Annotated in this window: 17 protein-coding genes; 8 read left to right on the top strand and 9 right to left on the bottom strand. The window is 70.8% G+C overall.

Annotation, left to right across the window (positions count from 1 at the left end; translation table 11 throughout):
* Positions 1 to 60 precede the first annotated feature (60 nt).
* Positions 61 to 972 carry a hypothetical protein gene (locus tag ACE3Q8_RS14150; protein WP_374470927.1) on the top strand — a complete coding sequence of 304 codons (912 nt, stop codon included), beginning with the start codon at positions 61 to 63 and terminating at the stop codon, positions 970 to 972.
* Between the two features lie 3 nt (positions 973 to 975).
* Here ACE3Q8_RS14150 and ACE3Q8_RS14145 read toward each other — a convergent pair whose 3' ends face one another.
* From ACE3Q8_RS14145 to ACE3Q8_RS14130, 4 genes are all read right to left on the bottom strand, one after another.
* Entirely contained in the window at positions 976 to 1878 is a 903-nt protein-coding gene (locus ACE3Q8_RS14145) for a methyltransferase domain-containing protein (RefSeq protein WP_374470926.1), read from the bottom strand.
* 73 nt (positions 1879 to 1951) lie between these two features.
* A complete protein-coding gene (locus ACE3Q8_RS14140; RefSeq protein ID WP_374470925.1) occupies positions 1952 to 3112 on the bottom strand; it encodes a P1 family peptidase in 1161 nt (386 codons plus the stop codon).
* A 43-nt stretch (positions 3113 to 3155) separates the two neighbouring features.
* A complete protein-coding gene (locus tag ACE3Q8_RS14135) occupies positions 3156 to 3356 on the bottom strand; it encodes a hypothetical protein (protein WP_374470924.1) in 201 nt (66 codons plus the stop codon).
* Positions 3357 to 3485: 129 nt separating this feature from the next.
* Positions 3486 to 4037 carry an OmpA family protein gene (locus tag ACE3Q8_RS14130; protein ID WP_374470923.1) on the bottom strand — a complete coding sequence of 184 codons (552 nt, stop codon included), beginning with the start codon at positions 4035 to 4037 and terminating at the stop codon, positions 3486 to 3488.
* A gap of 160 nt (positions 4038 to 4197) precedes the next feature.
* On the opposite strand from ACE3Q8_RS14130, the gene ACE3Q8_RS14125 reads away from it, so the two are divergent.
* Complete coding sequence (locus ACE3Q8_RS14125; RefSeq protein ID WP_374470922.1) at positions 4198 to 4974, top strand: hypothetical protein; 777 nt, start codon at positions 4198 to 4200, stop codon at positions 4972 to 4974.
* Positions 4975 to 5128: 154 nt separating this feature from the next.
* Entirely contained in the window at positions 5129 to 6355 is a 1227-nt protein-coding gene (gene nhaA, locus ACE3Q8_RS14120; RefSeq protein WP_374470921.1) for a Na+/H+ antiporter NhaA, read from the top strand.
* Positions 6356 to 6365: 10 nt separating this feature from the next.
* On the opposite strand, the gene ACE3Q8_RS14115 is transcribed toward nhaA, so the two are convergent.
* Together ACE3Q8_RS14115 and ACE3Q8_RS14110 are read right to left on the bottom strand one after the other, a co-directional pair.
* Entirely contained in the window at positions 6366 to 6962 is a 597-nt protein-coding gene (locus ACE3Q8_RS14115; protein WP_374470920.1) for a carbonic anhydrase, read from the bottom strand.
* A gap of 281 nt (positions 6963 to 7243) precedes the next feature.
* A complete protein-coding gene (locus tag ACE3Q8_RS14110) occupies positions 7244 to 7519 on the bottom strand; it encodes a hypothetical protein (protein ID WP_374470919.1) in 276 nt (91 codons plus the stop codon).
* Positions 7520 to 7814: 295 nt separating this feature from the next.
* On the opposite strand from ACE3Q8_RS14110, the gene ACE3Q8_RS14105 reads away from it, so the two are divergent.
* Both ACE3Q8_RS14105 and ACE3Q8_RS14100 read left to right on the top strand, forming a co-directional pair.
* Positions 7815 to 8774, top strand: a complete 960-nt coding sequence (locus ACE3Q8_RS14105) for a hypothetical protein (RefSeq protein WP_374470918.1) — start codon at positions 7815 to 7817, stop codon at positions 8772 to 8774.
* A 187-nt stretch (positions 8775 to 8961) separates the two neighbouring features.
* The gene (locus ACE3Q8_RS14100) at positions 8962 to 9396 is read left to right on the top strand and encodes a helix-turn-helix domain-containing protein (protein ID WP_374470917.1); all 435 of its coding nucleotides are present in this window, start codon (positions 8962 to 8964) and stop codon (positions 9394 to 9396) included.
* Here ACE3Q8_RS14100 and ACE3Q8_RS14095 read toward each other — a convergent pair.
* Together ACE3Q8_RS14095 and ACE3Q8_RS14090 are read right to left on the bottom strand one after the other, a co-directional pair.
* Complete coding sequence (locus ACE3Q8_RS14095) at positions 9393 to 10103, bottom strand: class I SAM-dependent methyltransferase (protein WP_374470916.1); 711 nt, start codon at positions 10101 to 10103, stop codon at positions 9393 to 9395. The two genes, ACE3Q8_RS14100 and ACE3Q8_RS14095, sit on opposite strands and share 4 nt — an antisense overlap.
* Positions 10104 to 10189: 86 nt before the next feature.
* A complete protein-coding gene (locus tag ACE3Q8_RS14090; RefSeq protein ID WP_374470915.1) occupies positions 10190 to 12505 on the bottom strand; it encodes a TonB-dependent receptor in 2316 nt (771 codons plus the stop codon).
* Positions 12506 to 12790: 285 nt separating this feature from the next.
* Here ACE3Q8_RS14090 and ACE3Q8_RS14085 point away from each other — a divergent pair, with 285 nt between their 5' ends.
* Together ACE3Q8_RS14085 and ACE3Q8_RS14080 are read left to right on the top strand one after the other, a co-directional pair.
* Positions 12791 to 14050 carry a hypothetical protein gene (locus ACE3Q8_RS14085; RefSeq protein WP_374470914.1) on the top strand — a complete coding sequence of 420 codons (1260 nt, stop codon included), beginning with the start codon at positions 12791 to 12793 and terminating at the stop codon, positions 14048 to 14050.
* Positions 14051 to 14063: 13 nt separating this feature from the next.
* Positions 14064 to 15194, top strand: a complete 1131-nt coding sequence (locus ACE3Q8_RS14080; protein ID WP_374470913.1) for a DUF892 family protein — start codon at positions 14064 to 14066, stop codon at positions 15192 to 15194.
* An 18-nt stretch (positions 15195 to 15212) separates the two neighbouring features.
* Here the strand turns inward: ACE3Q8_RS14080 and ACE3Q8_RS14075 are convergent, their stop codons facing one another.
* Positions 15213 to 16364: a trans-acting enoyl reductase family protein gene (locus tag ACE3Q8_RS14075; protein WP_374470912.1), complete on the bottom strand. Its 1152-nt coding sequence runs from the start codon at positions 16362 to 16364 to the stop codon at positions 15213 to 15215.
* 108 nt (positions 16365 to 16472) lie between these two features.
* On the opposite strand from ACE3Q8_RS14075, the gene ACE3Q8_RS14070 reads away from it, so the two are divergent.
* Complete coding sequence (locus ACE3Q8_RS14070; protein ID WP_374470911.1) at positions 16473 to 18938, top strand: ligase-associated DNA damage response DEXH box helicase; 2466 nt, start codon at positions 16473 to 16475, stop codon at positions 18936 to 18938.
* Positions 18939 to 18950: the final 12 nt, after the last annotated feature.

The following is an 18950-nucleotide window of genomic DNA, read 5'->3' as shown; positions in this document are numbered from 1 at the left end:
GCCCCAGTTTGGGTGACGAGCCATTGTCTCGCGGGATGAAACCCGCCTAGTGGTTCGTCCGTGTCCTATGTGTCTCCTCAACTGGCCTCGATCCTGCGCGAGCGGGTGATCGGCGATCTCTCCCTCGATTTCCTCGTGGACGTCGCCTCGCTCGGCATCGCCGACCTGGACAGCGCCGACGCCCTGCTGGTCATGGCCATCAACCAGGCCAACATCCTGCCTCTGACGCAGGACCCCGCGGCCCGCCGGCGCTACGGCGACCTGGCCGCCCCGGCGCCCGACGACGAGCGACGCCCGGTGAGCATCAGCGCCATTGCCCTGTCGCTGGGCCTGCCGTTCGAGACCGCCCGGCGGCACATCCACCGGCTCAGCGCGGCCGGCGTCTGCGCCATCGAGGAGCGCGGCGTGATCGTGCCGGCCGCCTTCCTGTCCTCACCGGCCTACCTGGGCTCGGTCATGCAGATGTACGGCCGCCTGCGCAGCTTCCACGACGAGCTGCAGGCGTACGGCCTGCTGAGGCCGCTGCCCGAGCGAGCCTTCCCGGCCGAGGGCGAAGGCCTGATGCGCGGCGCCGCCCGCCTGGTGAGCGACTATCTCCTGCGGGTGTCGGCCGGCGTGGTGCGGATCGCCGGGGACCGGATGTCGGCGCTCGCGCTGCTCGGCGCGGCGGCCGGCGGCACAGACGCCCCGACCCTGGCCGGCGACGGCCAGGTGCGGCCGGGCGTGCGGCGGCCGGTGCGTCCGGCCGAGCTCTCGCGGCGGCTTCGCCTGCCGGCCGAAACCACGCGCCGCCAGCTCCTGCGGCTGACCGAAGAGGGTGTGGTCGCGCGCACCGAGCTCGGCTTCATGGTCACCGAGGAAATGCTGGCGAGCCGTCCCTGGCGCGCTGTGCTGAAGGCCAACGCCGCCGACGTGCAGCGGCTGTTCGACGGCCTGGCCGTCCGGGGCGTCGTGGCGCTCTGGGGCGACTGAGCCTCAGGCGGGCTTGCGCAGCAGGCAGGCGACGGCGTCCGGCAGCACGGCGCTGACCGGCGTGGCGGCAACGGCGAAGCCGTAGGCCGCGAGCGACGCAGGCAGCGAACCGCCCTTCACGAAACGAATCCGCTGCCACAGGCCCGCGATGTCCACCGTGCGCAGCGGGACCTCGCCCAAAGGCGTGAAGCCGGCCCGGGCGCCCGCCCGCCGCAGGCCGTCGGGCGTGAAGTACCAGACGTGCGGCGACGGCAGGCCCTTCTGCCAGAGCCGGTCATAGGGCCCCGAGACCCCCAGGCGGTCGAGCGCGGCGGCCGTCCGGAAGAAGAGGCCGCGCCGGTCCGGGCAGTTCAGACAAAGCACGCCGGCCGGCGCAAGGTGACGGAAACTCGCCTCGAGCGCCGCCGCGGCGTCGGGCACGTGCTCCAGCACGTCGTTGAAGACGATCAGGTCATAGGAGGCGCCGGGGTCGAGCGCGTCGGGAAAGTAGCCGTGGCGGACGGCGAGCCCCTGACCGCGGGTGGCGGCGATGACGTTGGCGTCCGGCTCCACGCCTTCTGCCTGGAAGCCGCGGGCGGCGGCCTGGCGCAGGAGGAAGCCGGGTCCGGAGCCAACGTCGAGCAGGCGCCGGCCGGGCAGCCCGGCCCGCTCCACAGCGTCCAGCAGCACGGCGTTGTTGCGTTCGCGCAGGGCGGCGAGGCCGGCCTCGCGGGCGGCTTCGTCGATCAGCGCCTCGCTGGGCGTGTCCGGGATGGCGATCTCGAGCAGGCCCCGTAGCGTGCCGCAGCCTTCGCACCGTCGCAGCCAGTCATGGCGGAAGCGGGCAAGACGGCCGCCGCAGACCGGACACGCGGACGCGGGCGCGGGCTCCGGGCCCACGTCTCGGGCGAGGGCGTCGGCGGCCATTCGGGAACTCCAGCATGCGGACAGGAAACGGCGCGCACCGTGATGCGCCGGGGGGTCCAGGGCAAGGGCCGCGTCATGACCGCGGGCGGAGCGCCCTGCGGTCCAGGGCCTCGCCGCGGACCGGCTTGCCGTCGAGGTCGCGGCTCTCGATGGTGCGGGCCATCAGCAGCGAGTTGTAGATCGCCTCCTCCGTGGCGTCGGCCACGGCCACGAACAGCGGCGAGACGGCGTCGTTCGGCAGCTCCTCCACCTGGGCGACGGCTGCGCGGCGCGCCGGCGTGCGGCGGACGGAAGGGGCGGTGGAGAAGGCGATGGCGTAGTCGCCCGAGCCGTTGGTGAAGGCCGAGCCGGTCCGCGCCAGGCCCGCGAAGCTGCGCTCCGCCAGGCGGCGGAGGTTGCGGTCGCCGAGCGGAGCGTCGGTGGCCACGACGATCATGATCGAGCCGTCGGCGGTGGACGGCTCTCGGGGCGCCGGCGCGTGTTCCTGCAGATAGTGGCGGCGCAGGCGCAGCCCGACCGGATCCCCTGCCATGGTGAGGGTCCCCCCGTAGTTGCTCTGCACCAGCACGCCCACGGTGTAGCCGCCCAATGCCGAGGGCAGCCGTCGCGAGCTGGTGCCGATCCCGCCCTTCCAGCCGAACGCCATGGTCCCGGAGCCCGCGCCTACCGCGCCCTCCGCCACCGGGCCGGGCTTGGCGTCGGCCAGGGCCTTCAGCACGTCGTCCGGGCCGATCACCCGCTTGCGGATGTTGTTGAGGTAGCCGTCGTTCGTCTCCCCCACCACCGCATTGACCGAGCGGACCTGCTCGTTGCCGGGCTGCGCCAGGGTCCAGCCGATCAGGGCGTCGGCGGCGCGCGGCACGGCGAGGGTGTTGGTGAGCGCGATCGGTGTCTCGATCTCGCCCAGTTCCGCGATCTGCGTCGCCCCCATCAGCTTGCCGAAGCCGTTGGCGACGGCCAGCCCAGCGGGGACCTTGTCCTGGAAGAGGTTGCCCTCGTGCGGGAGGACGACGGTGACGCCGGTGTGGATGTCGGGCTCCTCGTGTCGGGTGAGGTGGCCGACCCGGACGCCGGAGACGTCGGTGATGGCGTTCAGCGGGCCGGGCGACAGGACGCCCGGGGTGATCCCCAGCTCGCGCGCGCGGGCCGGCTGGGCCACGGCGTCGCCGGTCCCGGCTCCGGCCGTCAGGGCGGCCGCGGCCAGGGCGCCCAGCGTGCGTTTCGGTCGGCTCATGCGTTCCCCCGGCTAGGCGGCGCGGCGCGCCGACGGCGGGAGCTTAGTGCGACAGGACCCACTCGGCCACGTAGGCCTGCGCCTTACGGGCCAGGACGGGCGGGCCGGAAAAGTAGAATTCGCTTCCGAACAGGCTGCGGCGCTCACGCCACGCGAGCGGTCCGGTATCCTCAGTCTGAAGGATCTTGCGCAGCTCGTCCCTGTGCTTGGACGGGACGAAGGCGACGTAGGTGGCGTCAGGCATGGCTCGTCTCGTTTTCCAGCGCCCCTCTCCAAGGACTAGAAGCCGTGAGTCGCCCCTTCCGGAAAGTTAACCCTAAGTCTTTCCACAGGAACGGAGGCGGCGGCCCGCGTAGGGCCGCCGCCGTCCGGCCTAGCTCAGCACGACGATGGCGACGCGGCGGTTCTGCGACCGGCCGTCGGGCGTGTCGTTCGGGGCGACCGGCGCTTCCTCGCCATAGGAGATGGTCGCCATGCGGTTCAGCGCGACGCCCTTCTGGCTGAGGTACTTGCGGACGGCCTCGGCCCGGGCCTCGCCGAGCTGGTCGTTGTAGGCTTCGGGTCCCGACGCGTCGGTGTGGCCCTGGATCTCCAGGTAGACGTTCCGATTCTCGGCCATCAGACGCTGGGCGAGCTCGTCGAGGCGCGCCTGGGCCTCGGGCGACAGGGCGTGGCGGTCGACCGGGAACTTCACCGAGTCGTCCGACAGCACCACCTGGTAGAGGAACTTGCCCTCCGCCAGCTTGTGGGCGGCGTTGGCGCGCGCCAGCGCTTCGCCGGCAGTGCCTTCCACCTGGGTCACCCGGGTGTCCACGACGGCCACCTGGTCGCGCACGAACCGGTGGCTGGCGCAACCCGTCGTGACGAAACCGGCCGCGAGCACGACGCCAGTCACCGCCACCATCCTCATCTTCGAATTCTTCAAGTCACGTTCCTCTCTCTCCGGGCCCCCGCCCGGGCGCTCTCGCCGCTGCCAAGGTGCAGCAGCTCAGGTGGCGGCGTGATGACGCGAGCGTGGCCTAATTCCGGCAGCTTGGCCGTGGCGGCGCCACGATCCTGACGCGAACGCGGGCTTGGTTCGGCCGATGGCGAGGAGAGGTGAGGAACGCAGGCGGCGCACGATCGCCGTGGCGGTGAGCCTGGGGGCGCACCTCCTGATCCCCCTGGCCTTCCTCTCGGCCCAGCCCGAGCCGGCGTTCAAGACCTACGAGGAGCCGCCGTTGGCGGTGACCCTGCTGGCGCCGCCGCCACCGATCCCGCCGCCCACGCCGCCGCCGGGCCCGCCGCTGGACGACGAAGCCGCGCCCGCCCCGCCCGCGCCGCCGAAGCCCACCCCATCCCGCCCGGCGCTGCGCGTACGCCCAGCCCCGCCGTCGCCCACCGTTCCGCCTCTGGTGGCGCAGGTCACCGAGACTCCGGCGCCCGTGGCCCTGGTGACCCTCGGGGACGCCGAGCTGGCTGGCGCGCGCACCGTCGGCGCCGGATCTGGCGACGGCTCCGGCACGGGGGCAGGCGGCGGCGGGCAGCCCTGCGACATGGTCCGGCGGCTGCAGGCGGCGCTGCGCCGCGATCCTGAGGTCCGCGGTGCGGTCGCTCGGGCCAACGTGGCCACCGGCCGCGCGATCCTGGTCTGGGACGGCGACTGGCTGCGCAGCCCAGGCCAGGAAGGCAAGGGCCTCGCCGGCGTCCGCCAGGCCATCGTCATGGAAGTGGCCTTCGCGCCCGAGCACTGCCGGGACGACCCCGTGCAGGGGCTGGTGCTGCTGTCGCTCGGCGACCATCCGGGAGCGGGGCGCGTGGTGCTGGGCGGCGGCGCCTGGCGTTGGACCGACCTTCTGGGCGCGCGCCGGCGCGGGGGCTGAACAGGAGCCGTGTTCCTCCCGGTTCTTTGAACCCAGCGCGGCGCGGTTTAAGGCATAGGTTGCTTGGAGGTTGGCCGGTCGCGATCCGTCCTTCTGAGCAGAACCTTGCCGCCCGACGGGATGTTCACCCCGGAGCACCGAGGAGCCCCATCGCTTGACCGCACTTCGCCTTCGCGCCCGGCTTCGCCGCCGCCGTTCCGCCATGCGCGCCTTCCTGACCGGGGAGGCGCTCGGCGGGCTCGTGCTGATGGGCGCCGCCGCCGCGGGCCTGATCATCGCGAATTCGCCGCTGGCGACGACCTACTTCAACGTCCTGAAGGCTTACGTTGGGCCGCTGAGCCTGCTGCACTGGATCAACGACGGCCTGATGGCGGTCTTCTTCCTGATCGTGGGCCTGGAGGTGAAGCGCGAGCTGGTGGACGGGCAGCTCTCCACCTGGCCGAGACGGATCCTGCCCGGTCTGGCGGCGCTCGGCGGCATGGTCGTGCCTGCGCTCATCTATGTGGCGATCACGCGCGACACGCCCGAGGCCCTGCGCGGCTGGGCCACGCCGGCGGCGACGGACATCGCCTTCACCCTGGGCATCCTGGCCCTGCTTGGCCGACGCGTGCCGATCTCGCTGAAGATCTTCGTCACGGCGCTGGCCATCGTCGACGACCTCGGCGCGGTGCTGATCATCGCCCTGTTCTACACGGCCGAGCTCGCCCTCCCCTGGCTGGCCGCCTCGGCCGCCGTGCTGGCCGCCCTGGTGGCGCTGAACCGGTTCAAGGTGATGGCGCTCTGGCCCTATCTGCTGGGCGCCGCGGTCCTCTGGGTCTGCGTGCTGATGTCAGGCGTACACGCCACCCTGGCCGGCGTGGCGGCGGCGTTGACGATCCCGCTCACGCCCTCACCGGCCAAGCCGGACGCGTCCGGGTCGCCGCTGCACCGGCTGGAGCATGGCTTGCATCCGTGGAGCGCCTTCCTGGTGGTGCCGGTGTTCGGCTTCGCCAACGCCGGCGTGCCGCTGGGCGGCCTGCCAGCCGACGCCCTCTTCGCGCCGGTCACGCTGGGGGTCGCCATGGGCCTTTTCCTCGGCAAGCAGATCGGGGTCTTCGCCTTCACCTGGCTCGCCGTCCGGCTGCGCTGGGCCGACTGTCCCGAGGACGCGAACTGGGCGCAGGTCTACGGCGCCAGCATCCTCTGCGGCGTGGGCTTCACCATGAGCCTGTTCATCGGCCTGCTGGCCTTTCCCGCCTCACCAGTGCTGCAGGGGGAGGTGAAGCTGGGCGTGCTGACCGGCTCGCTGCTTTCCGCCGTTCTGGGCGCGGCGGTGCTGGCCCAGGCCTGCCGCGCGCAGGCGCGCGCCCTGGCGCGCACCGCCCCCGCCACCGGCGCCTGAACCGATCGGCTCAGACGATGTCGCGACCGCCCCTGGCGGGCGTGACCCGGCCGTCGTCCAGGTCGTAGCGCGCCGCGACGATCTTGAGCTGCCCGGCCAGCACGCGGGTGCGCAGCGGCTTGGAGCCGGCGAAGATCTCGGCCGCCGCCTGAGCGGCATTGAGCGACACGGCCGCATCGACCCGGTCCGTGGCGTCCGACGGCACCGCCCGCACGGCCGGCGCGATCAGGGCCGCCAGCGCGCCGATCTTGGTGTCGGCGTCCTCGGGCGAGGGATGGCCGTCCAGCGCTTCGGCGGTCGCCTTCACGGCGCCGCAGCGCTCGTGCCCCAGCGCCATGATCAGGTTCGATCCGAGGTGGATCACCGAGTATTCGATCGAGGCGAGGACGGCGTCGTCCACCACGTTTCCGGCCACACGCACCACGAACAGGTCGCCCAGGCCCTGGTCGAAGACCAGCTCCGGCGCCACCCGGCTGTCGGCGCAGGCCAGGATAGTGGCGAACGGATGCTGGGCGCCGGCCACCAGGCGGCGGCGCGCGGCGTCGCCGTTGGGGTGCGTCGCCTTGGCTGCCACGTAGCGGGCGTTGCCGGCCATCAGGCGGGCCATGGCGGCCTCCGGTGAGGGCGCGGCCTCGCCCCCTGCGGCGTGCCCGGAGCCGGCAGCCGGCGGAGCAGCGGGGCGAACGCGGTGCGGCTGGGCCGCGAAGGCGGACGGCGCGGACACGAGACCGGCCCCGGCGGCGAGGATCAGGCTCCGGCGCGAGAGCCGGCCGGCCGCACTCAGGTGACGCATCTTTCGTTCGCCCCCCCGGGCGCTTTTGAGAAGTCCCGGGCAGGAAAGGGTAAATTCCCTAAGATGCGGTGGAGAGCGGGCGCGGCGGCCCTGCGTCAGTGCGGCGCAGCCTCGACCTTCCGCTCGGCTGTCGCCGCGGCGGAGGCCGCGGTCGCCCCAGCGTCGTCTTCGCCGGGCGACTTGGCCCCGGCGGCGTCGGCGGCGGCGGCGGCCTCGACCGCCGCGGCCTCCGAGGCTGCCTCGCCCGCCGCTGGGGTCGGTGTCGCGGCGACGCCCGCGGGCGTGGCGTCGGCCGCGCGATCCTCGGGATCCGGAGAACAGGCGGCGAGCGCAAGGGCGACCACGGCGGCCGCAGGCAGGGTCAGGCGCATCGGGGTCTCCCGTGTTCGAGGCGGCGAGCCTCGTCCATCGCGATGGGCTTGCCAATAGTTGGGGAGCGCCGGGAACGGCCTCCCCGCATCGGCGTTCTGCCTCCCGACCGCACGAAGCCCCCCGATCGGTGCGGTTGGAACGGCCGGCTCCGCCACACCCCTGGCATCCCCCCTACTGCCCCTGCGGGGCCGGCCAACTTCCCCTCTCACGCGATTTTCGCCCAGGTTGCATAACCCTGGTTGCATACAACCCGCGACGGTAGGACGTTGTCGGCGCCGTTCCGTCAGCACACCCATGCAACAGCCCACGTCCCTGCCCTTGCCCCTTCCGAGGCTCAGGCTCGCCGGCCGCGTCGGCGCCGCCTTCTTCCTGGACCTCGTGGCGCTCGGCCGCGGACCGCTGGACCTCCTGGACTCGCTGATCCTTATCGCCATCGTCCAGGCGAACGTCTCCACCCTCACCCGCGACCCCGACGTGGCCGTGACCTATGCGGACTACGATGCGGTGCCGCCGGACGACCTGCGCCGGCGGGTGAGCGTCAGCGCCATCGCGCACTCGCTGCGCCTTCCCTATGAGACCGTCCGCCGTCGGGTGGCGCGGCTGGCGGGCTTCGGCGCCCTGGTGACCACGCCGACCGGGGTCTACGTTCCCGGCGTCCTGCTCCACTCCCCGGCGCACCGGGACAACACCCTGGCGAGCTACGCCGCCGTGCGCGACTTCTACTACAGGATGCGCGACCTGGGCGTGGCCACCGGCCTGCCCCGCCCCGATCGGGCGGCGGCGGCGGCCCCGCCCGTGCCCGTCCGGGCCGTGGTGCGGATCGTCTCCGACTTCGCCTTGCGCACCGTCGACCTGCTCACTGCCCATGTGGGCGACCTGGTGCGAGGCCTGATCTTCCTGACGGTGCTCCGTTGCAATACCGAGCACCTGCCGGACGAGGAGTCCGGCACCGACGACGACGGTGCGGCCGGCTTCGTCTCCGACGGGCTGCGCCGGCCAGTGCGCTTCGTGACCATCAGCGAACGGCTGGGCCTGCCGGAGGAGACGGTGCGGCGTCACGCCAACAAGCTGGTGAAGGACGGGCTCTGCGTCCGGCAGGCCGAGGGGTTGGTGGCGCCCGCCGCCGTGCTCGCTCGGCCGGCCTTCCAGCAGTTCATGACCGACAACCAGATGAACATCCGCCGGATGTTCGAGGCCATGGCGCGGCTGGGCGTGGTGGCCGAATGGGATCGGATGGCCGCCGAGTCGGCCTGATCCCGGCCCGGTCGGCGCTCCCGCATGGCGCGAAGATGCGGCGGCTGGCCGCACTTCTCGGGCGAGCGCCCCAAAATGAGTATCGCCGGACTTCAACCCTCAGTTGGCTTGGTGTTCCTAAGGCTCAGGTCGAGCCGCGCTGGGGCCGCCGCTCGGCGACGAACGACAACTACGGGGCGACACTCTCATGACCAAGCCGATCAAGGCGAGCCAGTTGGCCGCCGCCGTTCCCACCGATCCCGACGCGCATCCGGTCGACCGGCACGTGGGCCTGCGCATCCGCATGCGGCGCAAGGAGCTCGGGATGAGCCAGGATCGCCTCGCCGACGCCCTGGGCATCACCTTCCAGCAGATCCAGAAGTACGAGCGTGGCGCAAACCGGGTGAGCGCCTCCAAGCTGTGGGAGACCGCGCACGCTCTCCAGGCGCCGATCAACTACTTCTTCGAGGGCCTGCCGGAGAATGGCGAGAGCCCTTCGACCGCCGGCGCGCACGACTTCCTGCTGACGCCCGAGGGGCTCGAGCTCGCCGCGGCCTTCCCGCGGATCGCCGACCCGCGCGTTCGCCGCAAGGTCGTGGAGCTGGTCCGCTCCGTGGTCGACTCCGATCCCGAGATCGCCTAGGCGCGGCAGGGACGGATGGCGCCCGGGGCGGGTCTCCGCCCCGGGGCGGGCGGCGCGAAGACGGCCAGGTAGCCGCCTCCGCCGCTCAGGGTGACGAGGTCCACCTGGCGGTAGCCCACGGCCTCGAACTCGCATTGCAGCAGGGCTGGCGGCGTGCCGTGCCGCGGCGTCGGCCGGTCGAGGTCGATGACGCCCACCCGGGCGTCCGGCTTCAGCGATCCCGCCAGGTTCCAGAGCAGCGCATAGGGGTTCTCGACCTCGTGGTACATGTGGACCAGCACGGCGCGATCGACCGGAGCCGGCAGCTTCGGATCGTCGGGCGCGCCCACCACCAGCTCCACATTGGCCAGGCCCCGGCGCTCGACCTCGGTCCGCAGGTCCGCGAGGTAGTCCGGCATGATGTCCTGCGCGTAGACCCGGCCGCTCGGCCCCACCACCGGCGACAGCCGGATCGTGTGGTAGCCCGAGCCCGCCCCGATGTCGGCGACGCTCATCCCGGCGGTGATGCCCAGCCCGCGCACGAGCTGCCCCGACTCGTCGGCCTTGTCGCGGTCCGGCCCGCTGGACCACACCGGGCTGACGATGTCGGCGACGGGCCGGTCGGGCTTCGGGAACGCCTGTGACGCGGCCGGGGGCGGCTGGGCGTCGGTGGGCTGCGAGCAGGCGCTGAGCGCGAGCGCGGCGAGGGCGAGTAGGCCGGCTTTCATGCGGTCAGCATCCTGCCGGGCGTCGGGCGCGGCAATCCCAAAGAGGAAGGGCCCGGCGCGAGGCCGGGCCCTCGAGGCTGAGGGGATCAGAAGGACTTGCGGAGCGTCGCGAACACCTGGCGCGGCGCGCCGACCAGCAGGGTCTGGCTGTCGCCGCGCAGCGGGAAGCCGTTCGAGCCCAGCGTCGAGACGTATTCCTTGTCGAACAGGTTGGTGACGTTGAGCTGGGCCTCCAGCCCCTCCAGCCACGGCGAGCCGGCGAAGCGGTAGCCCACGGCGAGCTCGGCCAAGGTCTGCGACGGAACGCTCTGGTCGTTCTCGTAGGTGAAGTAGCGCTTGCTCAGATAGGACACCGACAGCCGGCCGAAGAAGGCGCCGTCATCGTAGCCGAGCTCGGCCTTGGCCAGGTGCTCGGGCGTGTTCACCGTGGTCTTCCCCGAGGTGCGGGCCACCAGCACGCCGTTCCCGTCGAACGTGTCGTCGTCGTAGGTGCTGTCGTTGTAGGCGTAGGAGCCGAACAGCGACCAGTTGTCGGCGAACGCCCAGGAGCCGGCCGCCTCGAAGCCGGTGGCGGTGACGCCGCCGACGTTGGACAGCGCCGCCGGGTTGCCCTGGATGCCCGAGCCCACCGGCACGGCGAAGAGCCGGTCCTTGAACTTCACGTGGTACACGGCGAGCACGCCCTGGAGGCTGGAGGCGCGGAAGCGCCAGCCGGCCTCGAAGGTGTCGGAAATCTCCGGCTTCAGGTCGTCGCGGATGGCGTCGAAGCCCGCGCGGGTGGTGGAGAACGGCCCCTCGGTGCCCGAGCTCGCGAAGGCGCGCATGTTGCGGGAGTAGGCGGCGAACAGCTCGCTGTCGGCGCTCAGCTCGTAGCGGACACCGGCCTGCGGCAGGAAGTTCTCCTTGGCCTCGATCACACCGTTCTTCTCCGCCGCTGGGGTGCGGGCGAAGACCGTCCGGCCCTCGTTCTCCACCGACAGGGAGGCGAAGCCGAAGTTGACCGTGAGCTGGTCGGTGACCGTCCAGGTGTCCTGGACGTGGAATTTCCAGGTGGTGGTCGAGAAGTCGTACTCCCAGTCGGTGCGGAAGGCGCCCGACTGCATGGCCAGCGGATCGCGCTGCGGCGCGGCGCGGTTCAGGCCGTAGTAGCGGCGGGCCTGGTTGAACTCGTTGTTCTCGTACCAGACGCCGGCGTTGATGACGTGGGCGCCCAGCCGGAGCGTCCCGGAGCCGACGAAGCCGTAGCGCTTCAGATCGTACTCGGTGGTGCGGATCGAGATCGGCGCGTCATTGGCGGTGGCGCCCGCCACGCCGTAGTTCGGCGAGGGGACATAGGGCGTGTACCAGAGGCCCTGGCCCTCGTTGTCGTGGCCGTAGAGGGTGGCGCGGTACTCGAAGTTCTCGCCCACCGGCATGGCGAGCGTGATGGCGCCCACCACGTCATCGCGCAGGCCGGCGGCGTTGAAGTAGGCGTCGTCGACCGTCAGGAACGGGGCCGGATAGGTGGTCCCGGCCGACGGTAGCGCCGGCGTCACGCCGGTGTCGCCGCGGTTGTTGGCGATCTCGGCCAGGCGGACGGCCAGCGCCCAGTCGCCCGAGATGTTGTCCCAGCTCCAGCCCAGGCGGTCGATCATGGCCAGGGACAGATCCTGGTAGTCGTTCTCGCGACGCTTGGACCAGTTCACCCAGCCGGTCAGCGAGCCTTCGCCCAGCGGCTGCACGCCCTTCACATTGATCTGCTGTTGCCGCTGCTCGCCCACGCCCTTCCACTTGTCGGCCGTGCCGTAGGAGTAGCTGGCGTAGCCGCGGAAGCCGGTGGCGAGCTCGCCCGTCTCCAGCCGGGCGAACCCGCGAAAGGTCGAGTCGCTGCCGCCGGTGAGCGCCACGAGCCCGCCGAACTCCGCCTGCGGATCGTGCGAGACGTACTTCAGCGTGCCGCCGAGGTTGTTGGCCGAAGCCGTGTCGAGCGCGCCGGCCCCCTGGGCCAGTTCCACGGCGGCGACGTTCTCGCTGGCGATGGCGCGGCTGATGTGCAGGCCGTTGTGGGCCGCGTAGCTCATGTCGCCCAGCGGCGCCTCGTCGAGGGTGAAGCCGAGCTGGCTCTGGTTGAAGCTGCGGATGCTGATCCGGGTGGCCCACTCGTAGCTGCCGAAAGGGTCGGCCGCCTGGAAGTTCACGTTGGGCAGCTTCTCGACCATCTTCAGTGGGCTGGCGCCGGCCACTTCGAGCTGCAGCTCCTCGGCGCTCACCGTCTGGACCTGACGAGCCTCGCCGCGGCCCAGCACCACGATCTCCTCGACCGTGCCTTCGGCGCTCGCGACGGTCTCCTCGGCGCGGGCCGCGCCCGCCATCCACGAGGTCATGGCCAGCGCCGCGGCGCCCGCCCAAAGCAACTTCTTCATCTGATCCATCCCCCGCCGACCTGCGGCACGGGCCGGGGACTAGCAGCGGCGTTCTACAGCCGAGCTACGGTTCGATGACCGATCGTTGACGGTCGGCGCGACAGGGATCGCCACTATTCGCAGGCAACCAGATTAGCATTTCGGAAGATCATCATGCCTGTTGGACTGATATCTCCTCACGATTTCGAGATTTTGCCCCGTAGTCGCCAGATAAGCCTACGGCCGAGTTGAACAAATATCCGCACCTTGCGGTTGCAGGGTCAGCAACTCCAGGCGGGACGTCCCATGACCTTCAATCCCTTCAACGAGCGGGGCATCCCGCTCGACAGGCAGCTTCGCAATTGGTCCGAGCTGAATGTGACGCCGTACCGGAAGGAGGAGATCCACCCGTTCAGCCGCGCGCGGGCGATCCTGGCCAACGGCGTCGAGGTGGAGTCGATCCTCTTCTCCCACAACATGGCCCGCAACACGCTCGATCCCGACGTGAAGAAGCAGCTCGCCTTCGTGCGGCGCATCGAGTCGCAGCAGCAGAAGGCGATCAACTGGATGATCCCCGGCGACGAGACCACGCTGGAGGTCACGCTAGGCTACGAGCAGATCGCCGTGGAACTCACCGCCTGGGTCGCCCAGAACGAGCCGGACCCCTATCTGCGGCAGTGCTATGAGTTCGGCGTCCTGGAGGACTTCGACCACCTCTACCGGTACGCCAACCTGTACGAGATGATCGAAGGCAAGAAGGCCGAGGACATCGTCGGTCACCTCACGGAGATCACGCCCGGTCGGCCCACCGTCTTCGAGCACCGGCATCCTTACGACGAGATCCGCCGGCCGATGACCACGCTGGCCGCCGACCCGCAGTCGCTGGTTAACGCGCTGACCGTGCTCTGCGCCGAGCAGCAGGTGGTCAACTACTACATGAACATCGGCAACCGCTTCCAGGAGCCGATCGCACGCGGCCTCTACGCCGAGATCGCGATGATCGAGGAGCAGCACGTCACCCATTACGAGTCGATCCTCGACCCGACGGCCACCTGGCTGGAGAACTGGGTGCTGCACGAGTTCAACGAGTGCTGGAACTACTACTCCTACCTGCAGGACGAGGCGGACCCGCAGCTCAAGGCGATCTGGGAGCTGCACCTGGCCCAGGAGCTCGAGCACCTGCGCGTCGCGGCCGACATGATGCGCAAGATCGAGAAGCGCGAGCCCGAGGCCCTGATCACCGCCGGCGAGATCCGGCCGCTGCAGATCCAGGAGAACAAGGCCTGGCTGCGGCACATCCTCGGGACTCAGGTGGACCTGACCTCCAAGGACTCCAACTTCGTGTCGGTCCGCGAGCTGCCGTCCGAGGACCGCTATTTCGCCTACAACCGCCAGGTCAACGGCGACTGGGTCCCGAGCGAGGCGGTGATCCAGGAGCATCGGCAGGCGCAGGGCGGCGAGTACCGCGACGAGACAGACGGACCGAACCCGGTGCCCGGCCTCAGGGAAGACCGCGACGGCGCGACGACGGGCTACGCCGAGCGCGTCCAGCCGTCGTCGTTCTGAGGCGGAGGCCGGCATGCGACACGAGAAGATCATCGTTCCTGACCGCGGGGCGGCCGAGCCGATCTCCGCCGGCGCCGCGATCATGGCCGGCAAGAAGGTGGCGCCGGACGCCATCAACCTGCTGATCATGGACCACCTGGAGGCTCGAAGCTTCTTCGCCTGGTACCAGGAGGCGACCGACGAGGCCGAGAAGCTGAAAGTCGCCCACAAGGCCATGACGGCGCTCACGGTCCACATGCAGGTGGAGGAAGAGCTCTTCTATCCCGCCGCCCAGGCCGCCAGCGGCGACAAGCCGAAGACGGACCATGCCCGCGAGGAGCACGGCGAGGCCAAGCTGCTCATCCGCCAGCTCCGCGAGCGGACCACCGTCGACGAGAGCTACGACGCGCTGTTCCTGAAGCTGGCCCAGGCCATCGAGCACCACGTCCAGGAGGAGGAGACCTCCTATTTCCCCGAGGTCCGGCGCACGGACCTCGACCTCTACGAGCTCGGCCGCGCGGTCGCCGCGCGGCGCGTCGAGCTCCTCTTCGAGATGACCGGCAGGACGCCGCAAGGAGCAAGCGAGATGGCGAGCGAGATGGACGTGGCGATGACCGGCAACCTGGGCACGGAGACCATGGCCGTCCCCGTCGATCCGGACGAGGCCCGCAAGCTGTTCCTGGTGGGGCTGCGCAACGCCCACGCCACCGAAATGAACTGCCGGACCATGGTCCAGCGCCAGCTCGACCGGCTGGAGAACTATCCGAAGCTGAAGGCCCGCCTGGAGCAGCACCTCGGCGAGGTGGAGCGCCAGATCGAGCGGCTGGACCAGATCCTGGCGCAGCAGGGCGAGAGCTCGTCGGCGCTCAAGGATGCGGCCATGCAGATGTCGGCCAACATGAGCGCCATGATGAACGCGGCGGCCGGCGACGAAATCCTCAAGAACAGCATGGCCAACGCGGCCATGGCGCAGTTCGAGATCACCGCCTACCGGTCGCTGATCCTGATGGGAGAGGCCTGCGGGGAAGGCGCGGCCGTCCGGCTGCTCCAGCAGTCGCTCAGCGAGGAGCGGTCCATGGCCGCCTGGCTCGAGGAGAACCTGCCGGGCACGGTGATCGCCCACATGCAGCTTCGCGGGCAGAGCGGGGTGGACGCGAGCCACTGAGGCCCGCGTCCCTCCGGATCAGTCCTCAACCATGAAGGTCAGGCCGGCGTGGGCCTGCAGGCGCTCGATGAGCTTCGTCTGCATGGCCGCGCCCGGCGTCCACACGCCGCCGGGGACCTCGGGGCATTCTTTCACCAGGCAGATGGCGGACTCGGCCAGCATCTTCGACGTCGAGCCGTAGCCCGGGTCGCGGTCGCCCTTCACCGAGACGCGGACCTTCCGACCGTCCGCCGCGATGCCGATCAGGAGGACGTCGAAGAAGCCGCTCTCACGCTCCTCCTTGGTGGGCCCCTCGCCGGGCTTCGGACCGGCCTGTCCCACAGCCGTGAACTCGGTGGGCGCGCCCGGGACCAGGATCGACATCTCGTCGTACTGGAAGTCGCGGCCGTAGGGGTGGCCCATCAGGAAGTTCGAGCGGTGCACGTTCTTGGTGTTGATCACCGCCATCATGAACGGACCCACGTCGGCGCCCACGTCCTCGTCGTGCTGAACCTGATTGCCGGGCGGCTGGGCCGGTCCCTGGAAGCCCGGAGTCAGGGCGAAGTCGTTCATCATCACGGCCAGTTGGGACGGGTCCTTCTGGATCGCCGCCATGGTGGCCGCCCCGCTGGCGGCGGTGCCGCCCGAGAGCCCGCCCCTCATCGCACGGAGGCGCGCCTTCACCCGCGGGACGGGGCCGCCCAGCTTCTGCTTCGCCGTCTCCTCGCAAAACAGCACGCCCAGTTCGAACGGGATGGAGTCGAAGCCGCACGAGTGGCAGAGCCGCGCGCCGGTCTTCTGCGCCGTCTCGTGGTGGGCCGCGATCGTGCGGGCCATCCAGTTCGGCTCGCCAGTGAGGTCCAGGTAGTCCGTGCCGGCCGCGGCGCAGGCGGCGATCACCTTGTCGCCGTAGAGCTGGTAGGGACCCACCGTGGTGATCAGCGCCTTGGTGCGTCGGACCATGGCCTCCAGGCTGGCGGGGTCGTCGGCGCCGGCGACCACCAGCGGCGTGCCCTGTGGCGCGCCGATCTCGTCGCGCACCTGCTCGAGCTTGGCCTGGCTGCGGCCGGCCATCGCCCACTTCACCTCGCCCCCGACGCCGTAGCGCTGCGCGAGGTGCTCGGCCACCAGGCGGCCGGTGTAGCCGGTGGCGCCGTAGACGATGATGTCGAATTCCGCGGCCGGGTTCATGGCGGCTCCTCCCTTGCTCGAAGCGGCGCACCATGCCGTCCACTTACAGCGTAAGCAAGTGCGCGCGGCGGCTCGTGAAACGGAACGGGAACATGCTATAGGCGAGCGATGGCCGACGCCGCGGTCCCCGCTTCCGACCTGCTGCCGCCCCGGTTCGCCGACTGGTTCGCGAAGCGGGGCTGGTCGGCGCGCGCCCACCAGCTCGGGATGATCGAACGCGCCCAGGCCGGCCGCGACGCCCTGCTGATCGCGCCCACCGGCGGCGGCAAGACCCTAGCCGGCTTCCTGCCCAGCCTGATCGAGCTCTCGCAGCGCCCGGCCGCGAACGCGCCCACCGGCCTGCACACTCTGTACATTTCGCCGCTGAAGGCGCTGGCGGTGGACGTTGAGCGGAACCTGAACGCGCCCATCCTGCAGATGAGCCTGCCGGTGGTGGCCGAGAGCCGTACGGGGGACACCGGGGTCAGTCGCCGCCAGCGGCAGCGCCTGAAGCCGCCCGACATCCTGCTGACCACGCCCGAGCAGCTCGCCCTGCTCTGCGCCTGGGAGGGCGCACGGACCTTCTTCGAGAGCCTGAGATGCGTAGTGCTGGACGAGATCCACACCCTGCACTCGTCCAAGCGCGGCGACCTGCTGGCGCTGGACCTCGCCCGTCTGCAGCAGTTCGCGCCCAACATGCGCCGCGTCGGCCTCTCGGCCACCGTGGACGATCCCGAGGTGATCAAGCGCTGGATGGCTGGCCCTGGCGGCCCCGGCAGCATCGACCTCGTGCTGGGTCCCGGCGGGGCGGAGCCGGTGGTCGACGTCCTGCTCTCCGAGGGCCGCGTGCCGTGGGCCGGCCACACAGCCCAGCACGCCATGGCCGAGGTCTACGAGGTCATCAAGAAGAGCCGCACCGCGCTGGTCTTCGTGAACACCCGCTTCCAGGCGGAGTTCGCCTTCCAGGAGCTCTGGCGGCTGAACGAGGACAACCTCCCCATCGCCCTGCACCACGGTAGCCTCGCGGCCGAGCAGCGGCGCAAGGTGGAGGCGGCCATGGCCCGCGGCGAACTCCGCGCCGTCGTCTGCACCTCCACCCTCGATCTCGGCATCGACTGGGGCGACGTGGATCTGGTCATCCAGCTCGCCAGCCCGAAAGGCGCATCGCGGATGGTCCAGCGGATCGGCCGCGCGAACCACCGTCTCGACGAGCCGAGCCGCGCGATCTTCGTCCCCGCCAACCGCTTCGAGATGCTGGAGTGCCAGGCCGCGCGCGAGGCGATCGCCGAGCACCGGCTGGACGGCGATCCGCCCCGGGTCGGCGCGCTCGACGTGCTGGCCCAGCACGTCATGGGCTGCGCCTGCTCCGAGCCCTTCGACATGCTGGAACTCTACGACGAGGTGACCACCGCCGGCCCTTACCGGGAGCTCGCCTGGGAGGACTTCGAGCAGGTGGTGGATTTCGTCTCCACCGGCGGCTACGCGCTGAAGACCTACGACCGCTTCCGCCGGATCGTAAGGAGCCAGGACGGCCGCTGGCGCGTCCGGGACATCGCCACCGCCCAGCGGCACCGGCTGAACGTCGGGGCCATCGTCTCCCCGGCCGTGCTGTCCGTCCGCATCGCCGGCCGGGGCGGCCGCGGCGGCCGCAAGATCGGCGAGGTCGAGGAAGGCATGCTGGAAATGCTGGAGCCCGGCGAGACGTTCGTCTTCGCCGGCCAAGTCTGGCAGTTGGAAGGCGTCACCAACCTCGACGTCCTGGTCCGCCCGGCCAACGACAAGGACCCGAAGATGCCCTCCTGGGGGGGCTCGAAGTTCGCGCTCTCGACCTACCTCGCCAAGCGCGTGCGCCAGCTCATGTACGACCAGGAGCACTGGCGCGTGCTGCCCACCGACGTCCGCGAGTGGCTGGAGGCCCAGCGCGATCGGTCGGTGATACCGGCCGAGGAGGAGATGCTGCTGGAGACCTTCCCGCGCGGGAAGCGGCACTTCATGGTCTGCTACCCGTTCGACGGCCGGCTCGCCCACACCACGCTCGCCATGCTGCTCACCCGTCGGCTGGAGCGCGCCGGCGTCGGACCGCTCGGCTTCGTGTGCAACGACTACGCACTCGCCGTCTGGTCGCTGAAGCCCATGGACGAGCTCGACTTCGACGAACTGTTCGCCGAGGACATGCTGGGCGACGACCTGGAGGACTGGCTGGCCGAGAGCTTCATGATGAAGCGCGCCTTCAAGGGCTGCGCGATCATCGCCGGCCTGATCGAGCGGCGCTTCCCGGGCGAGCAGCAGAAGACGGGCCGGCAGATCACCTTCTCGACGGACCTCATCTACGACGTCCTGCGCCGGCACCAGCCGGACCACCTGCTGCTGCGTTGCGCGCGCGAGGATGCGGCGACCGGCCTCATCGACGTCGCCCGCCTGGGCGGGATGTTGGCGCGCATCCGCGGCAGGATCCGCCACGCCGCGCTGGACCACCTCTCCCCCTTCTCCGTTCCGATCCTACTTGAGATCGGCAAGGAGCGGTCGCCGGGCCACGCGGGCGAGATGATCCTGGCGGAAGCCGAAGAAGACCTGATCGCCGAGGCCCTGAGTTGAGTACGCCTGCCG

The organism is Phenylobacterium sp. (assembly GCF_041913825.1).
In the GTDB taxonomy this organism is placed as follows: domain Bacteria; phylum Pseudomonadota; class Alphaproteobacteria; order Caulobacterales; family Caulobacteraceae; genus Phenylobacterium.
Note: the sequence above shows the minus strand (reverse complement) of the source record. Positions and strands in the feature narration are given on the sequence as shown.

Excerpts from the sequence above, each read along its gene's own strand:
- ACE3Q8_RS14100 (WP_374470917.1), top strand. The coding sequence starts at position 8,962 with ATGACCAAGCCGATCAAGGCGAGCCAGTTGGCCGCCGCCGTTCCCACC.
- ACE3Q8_RS14135 (WP_374470924.1), bottom strand. The coding sequence starts at position 3,356 with ATGCCTGACGCCACCTACGTCGCCTTCGTCCCGTCCAAGCACAGGGAC.
- ACE3Q8_RS14095 (WP_374470916.1), bottom strand. The coding sequence starts at position 10,103 with ATGAAAGCCGGCCTACTCGCCCTCGCCGCGCTCGCGCTCAGCGCCTGC.
- ACE3Q8_RS14080 (WP_374470913.1), top strand. The coding sequence starts at position 14,064 with ATGCGACACGAGAAGATCATCGTTCCTGACCGCGGGGCGGCCGAGCCG.
- ACE3Q8_RS14140 (WP_374470925.1), bottom strand. The coding sequence starts at position 3,112 with ATGAGCCGACCGAAACGCACGCTGGGCGCCCTGGCCGCGGCCGCCCTG.
- ACE3Q8_RS14115 (WP_374470920.1), bottom strand. The coding sequence starts at position 6,962 with ATGGCCCGCCTGATGGCCGGCAACGCCCGCTACGTGGCAGCCAAGGCG.
- ACE3Q8_RS14110 (WP_374470919.1), bottom strand. The coding sequence starts at position 7,519 with ATGCGCCTGACCCTGCCTGCGGCCGCCGTGGTCGCCCTTGCGCTCGCC.
- ACE3Q8_RS14105 (WP_374470918.1), top strand. The coding sequence starts at position 7,815 with ATGCAACAGCCCACGTCCCTGCCCTTGCCCCTTCCGAGGCTCAGGCTC.
- ACE3Q8_RS14125 (WP_374470922.1), top strand. The coding sequence starts at position 4,198 with ATGGCGAGGAGAGGTGAGGAACGCAGGCGGCGCACGATCGCCGTGGCG.
- ACE3Q8_RS14070 (WP_374470911.1), top strand. The coding sequence starts at position 16,473 with ATGGCCGACGCCGCGGTCCCCGCTTCCGACCTGCTGCCGCCCCGGTTC.
- ACE3Q8_RS14090 (WP_374470915.1), bottom strand. The coding sequence starts at position 12,505 with ATGAAGAAGTTGCTTTGGGCGGGCGCCGCGGCGCTGGCCATGACCTCG.
- ACE3Q8_RS14085 (WP_374470914.1), top strand. The coding sequence starts at position 12,791 with ATGACCTTCAATCCCTTCAACGAGCGGGGCATCCCGCTCGACAGGCAG.
- ACE3Q8_RS14145 (WP_374470926.1), bottom strand. The coding sequence starts at position 1,878 with ATGGCCGCCGACGCCCTCGCCCGAGACGTGGGCCCGGAGCCCGCGCCC.
- ACE3Q8_RS14075 (WP_374470912.1), bottom strand. The coding sequence starts at position 16,364 with ATGAACCCGGCCGCGGAATTCGACATCATCGTCTACGGCGCCACCGGC.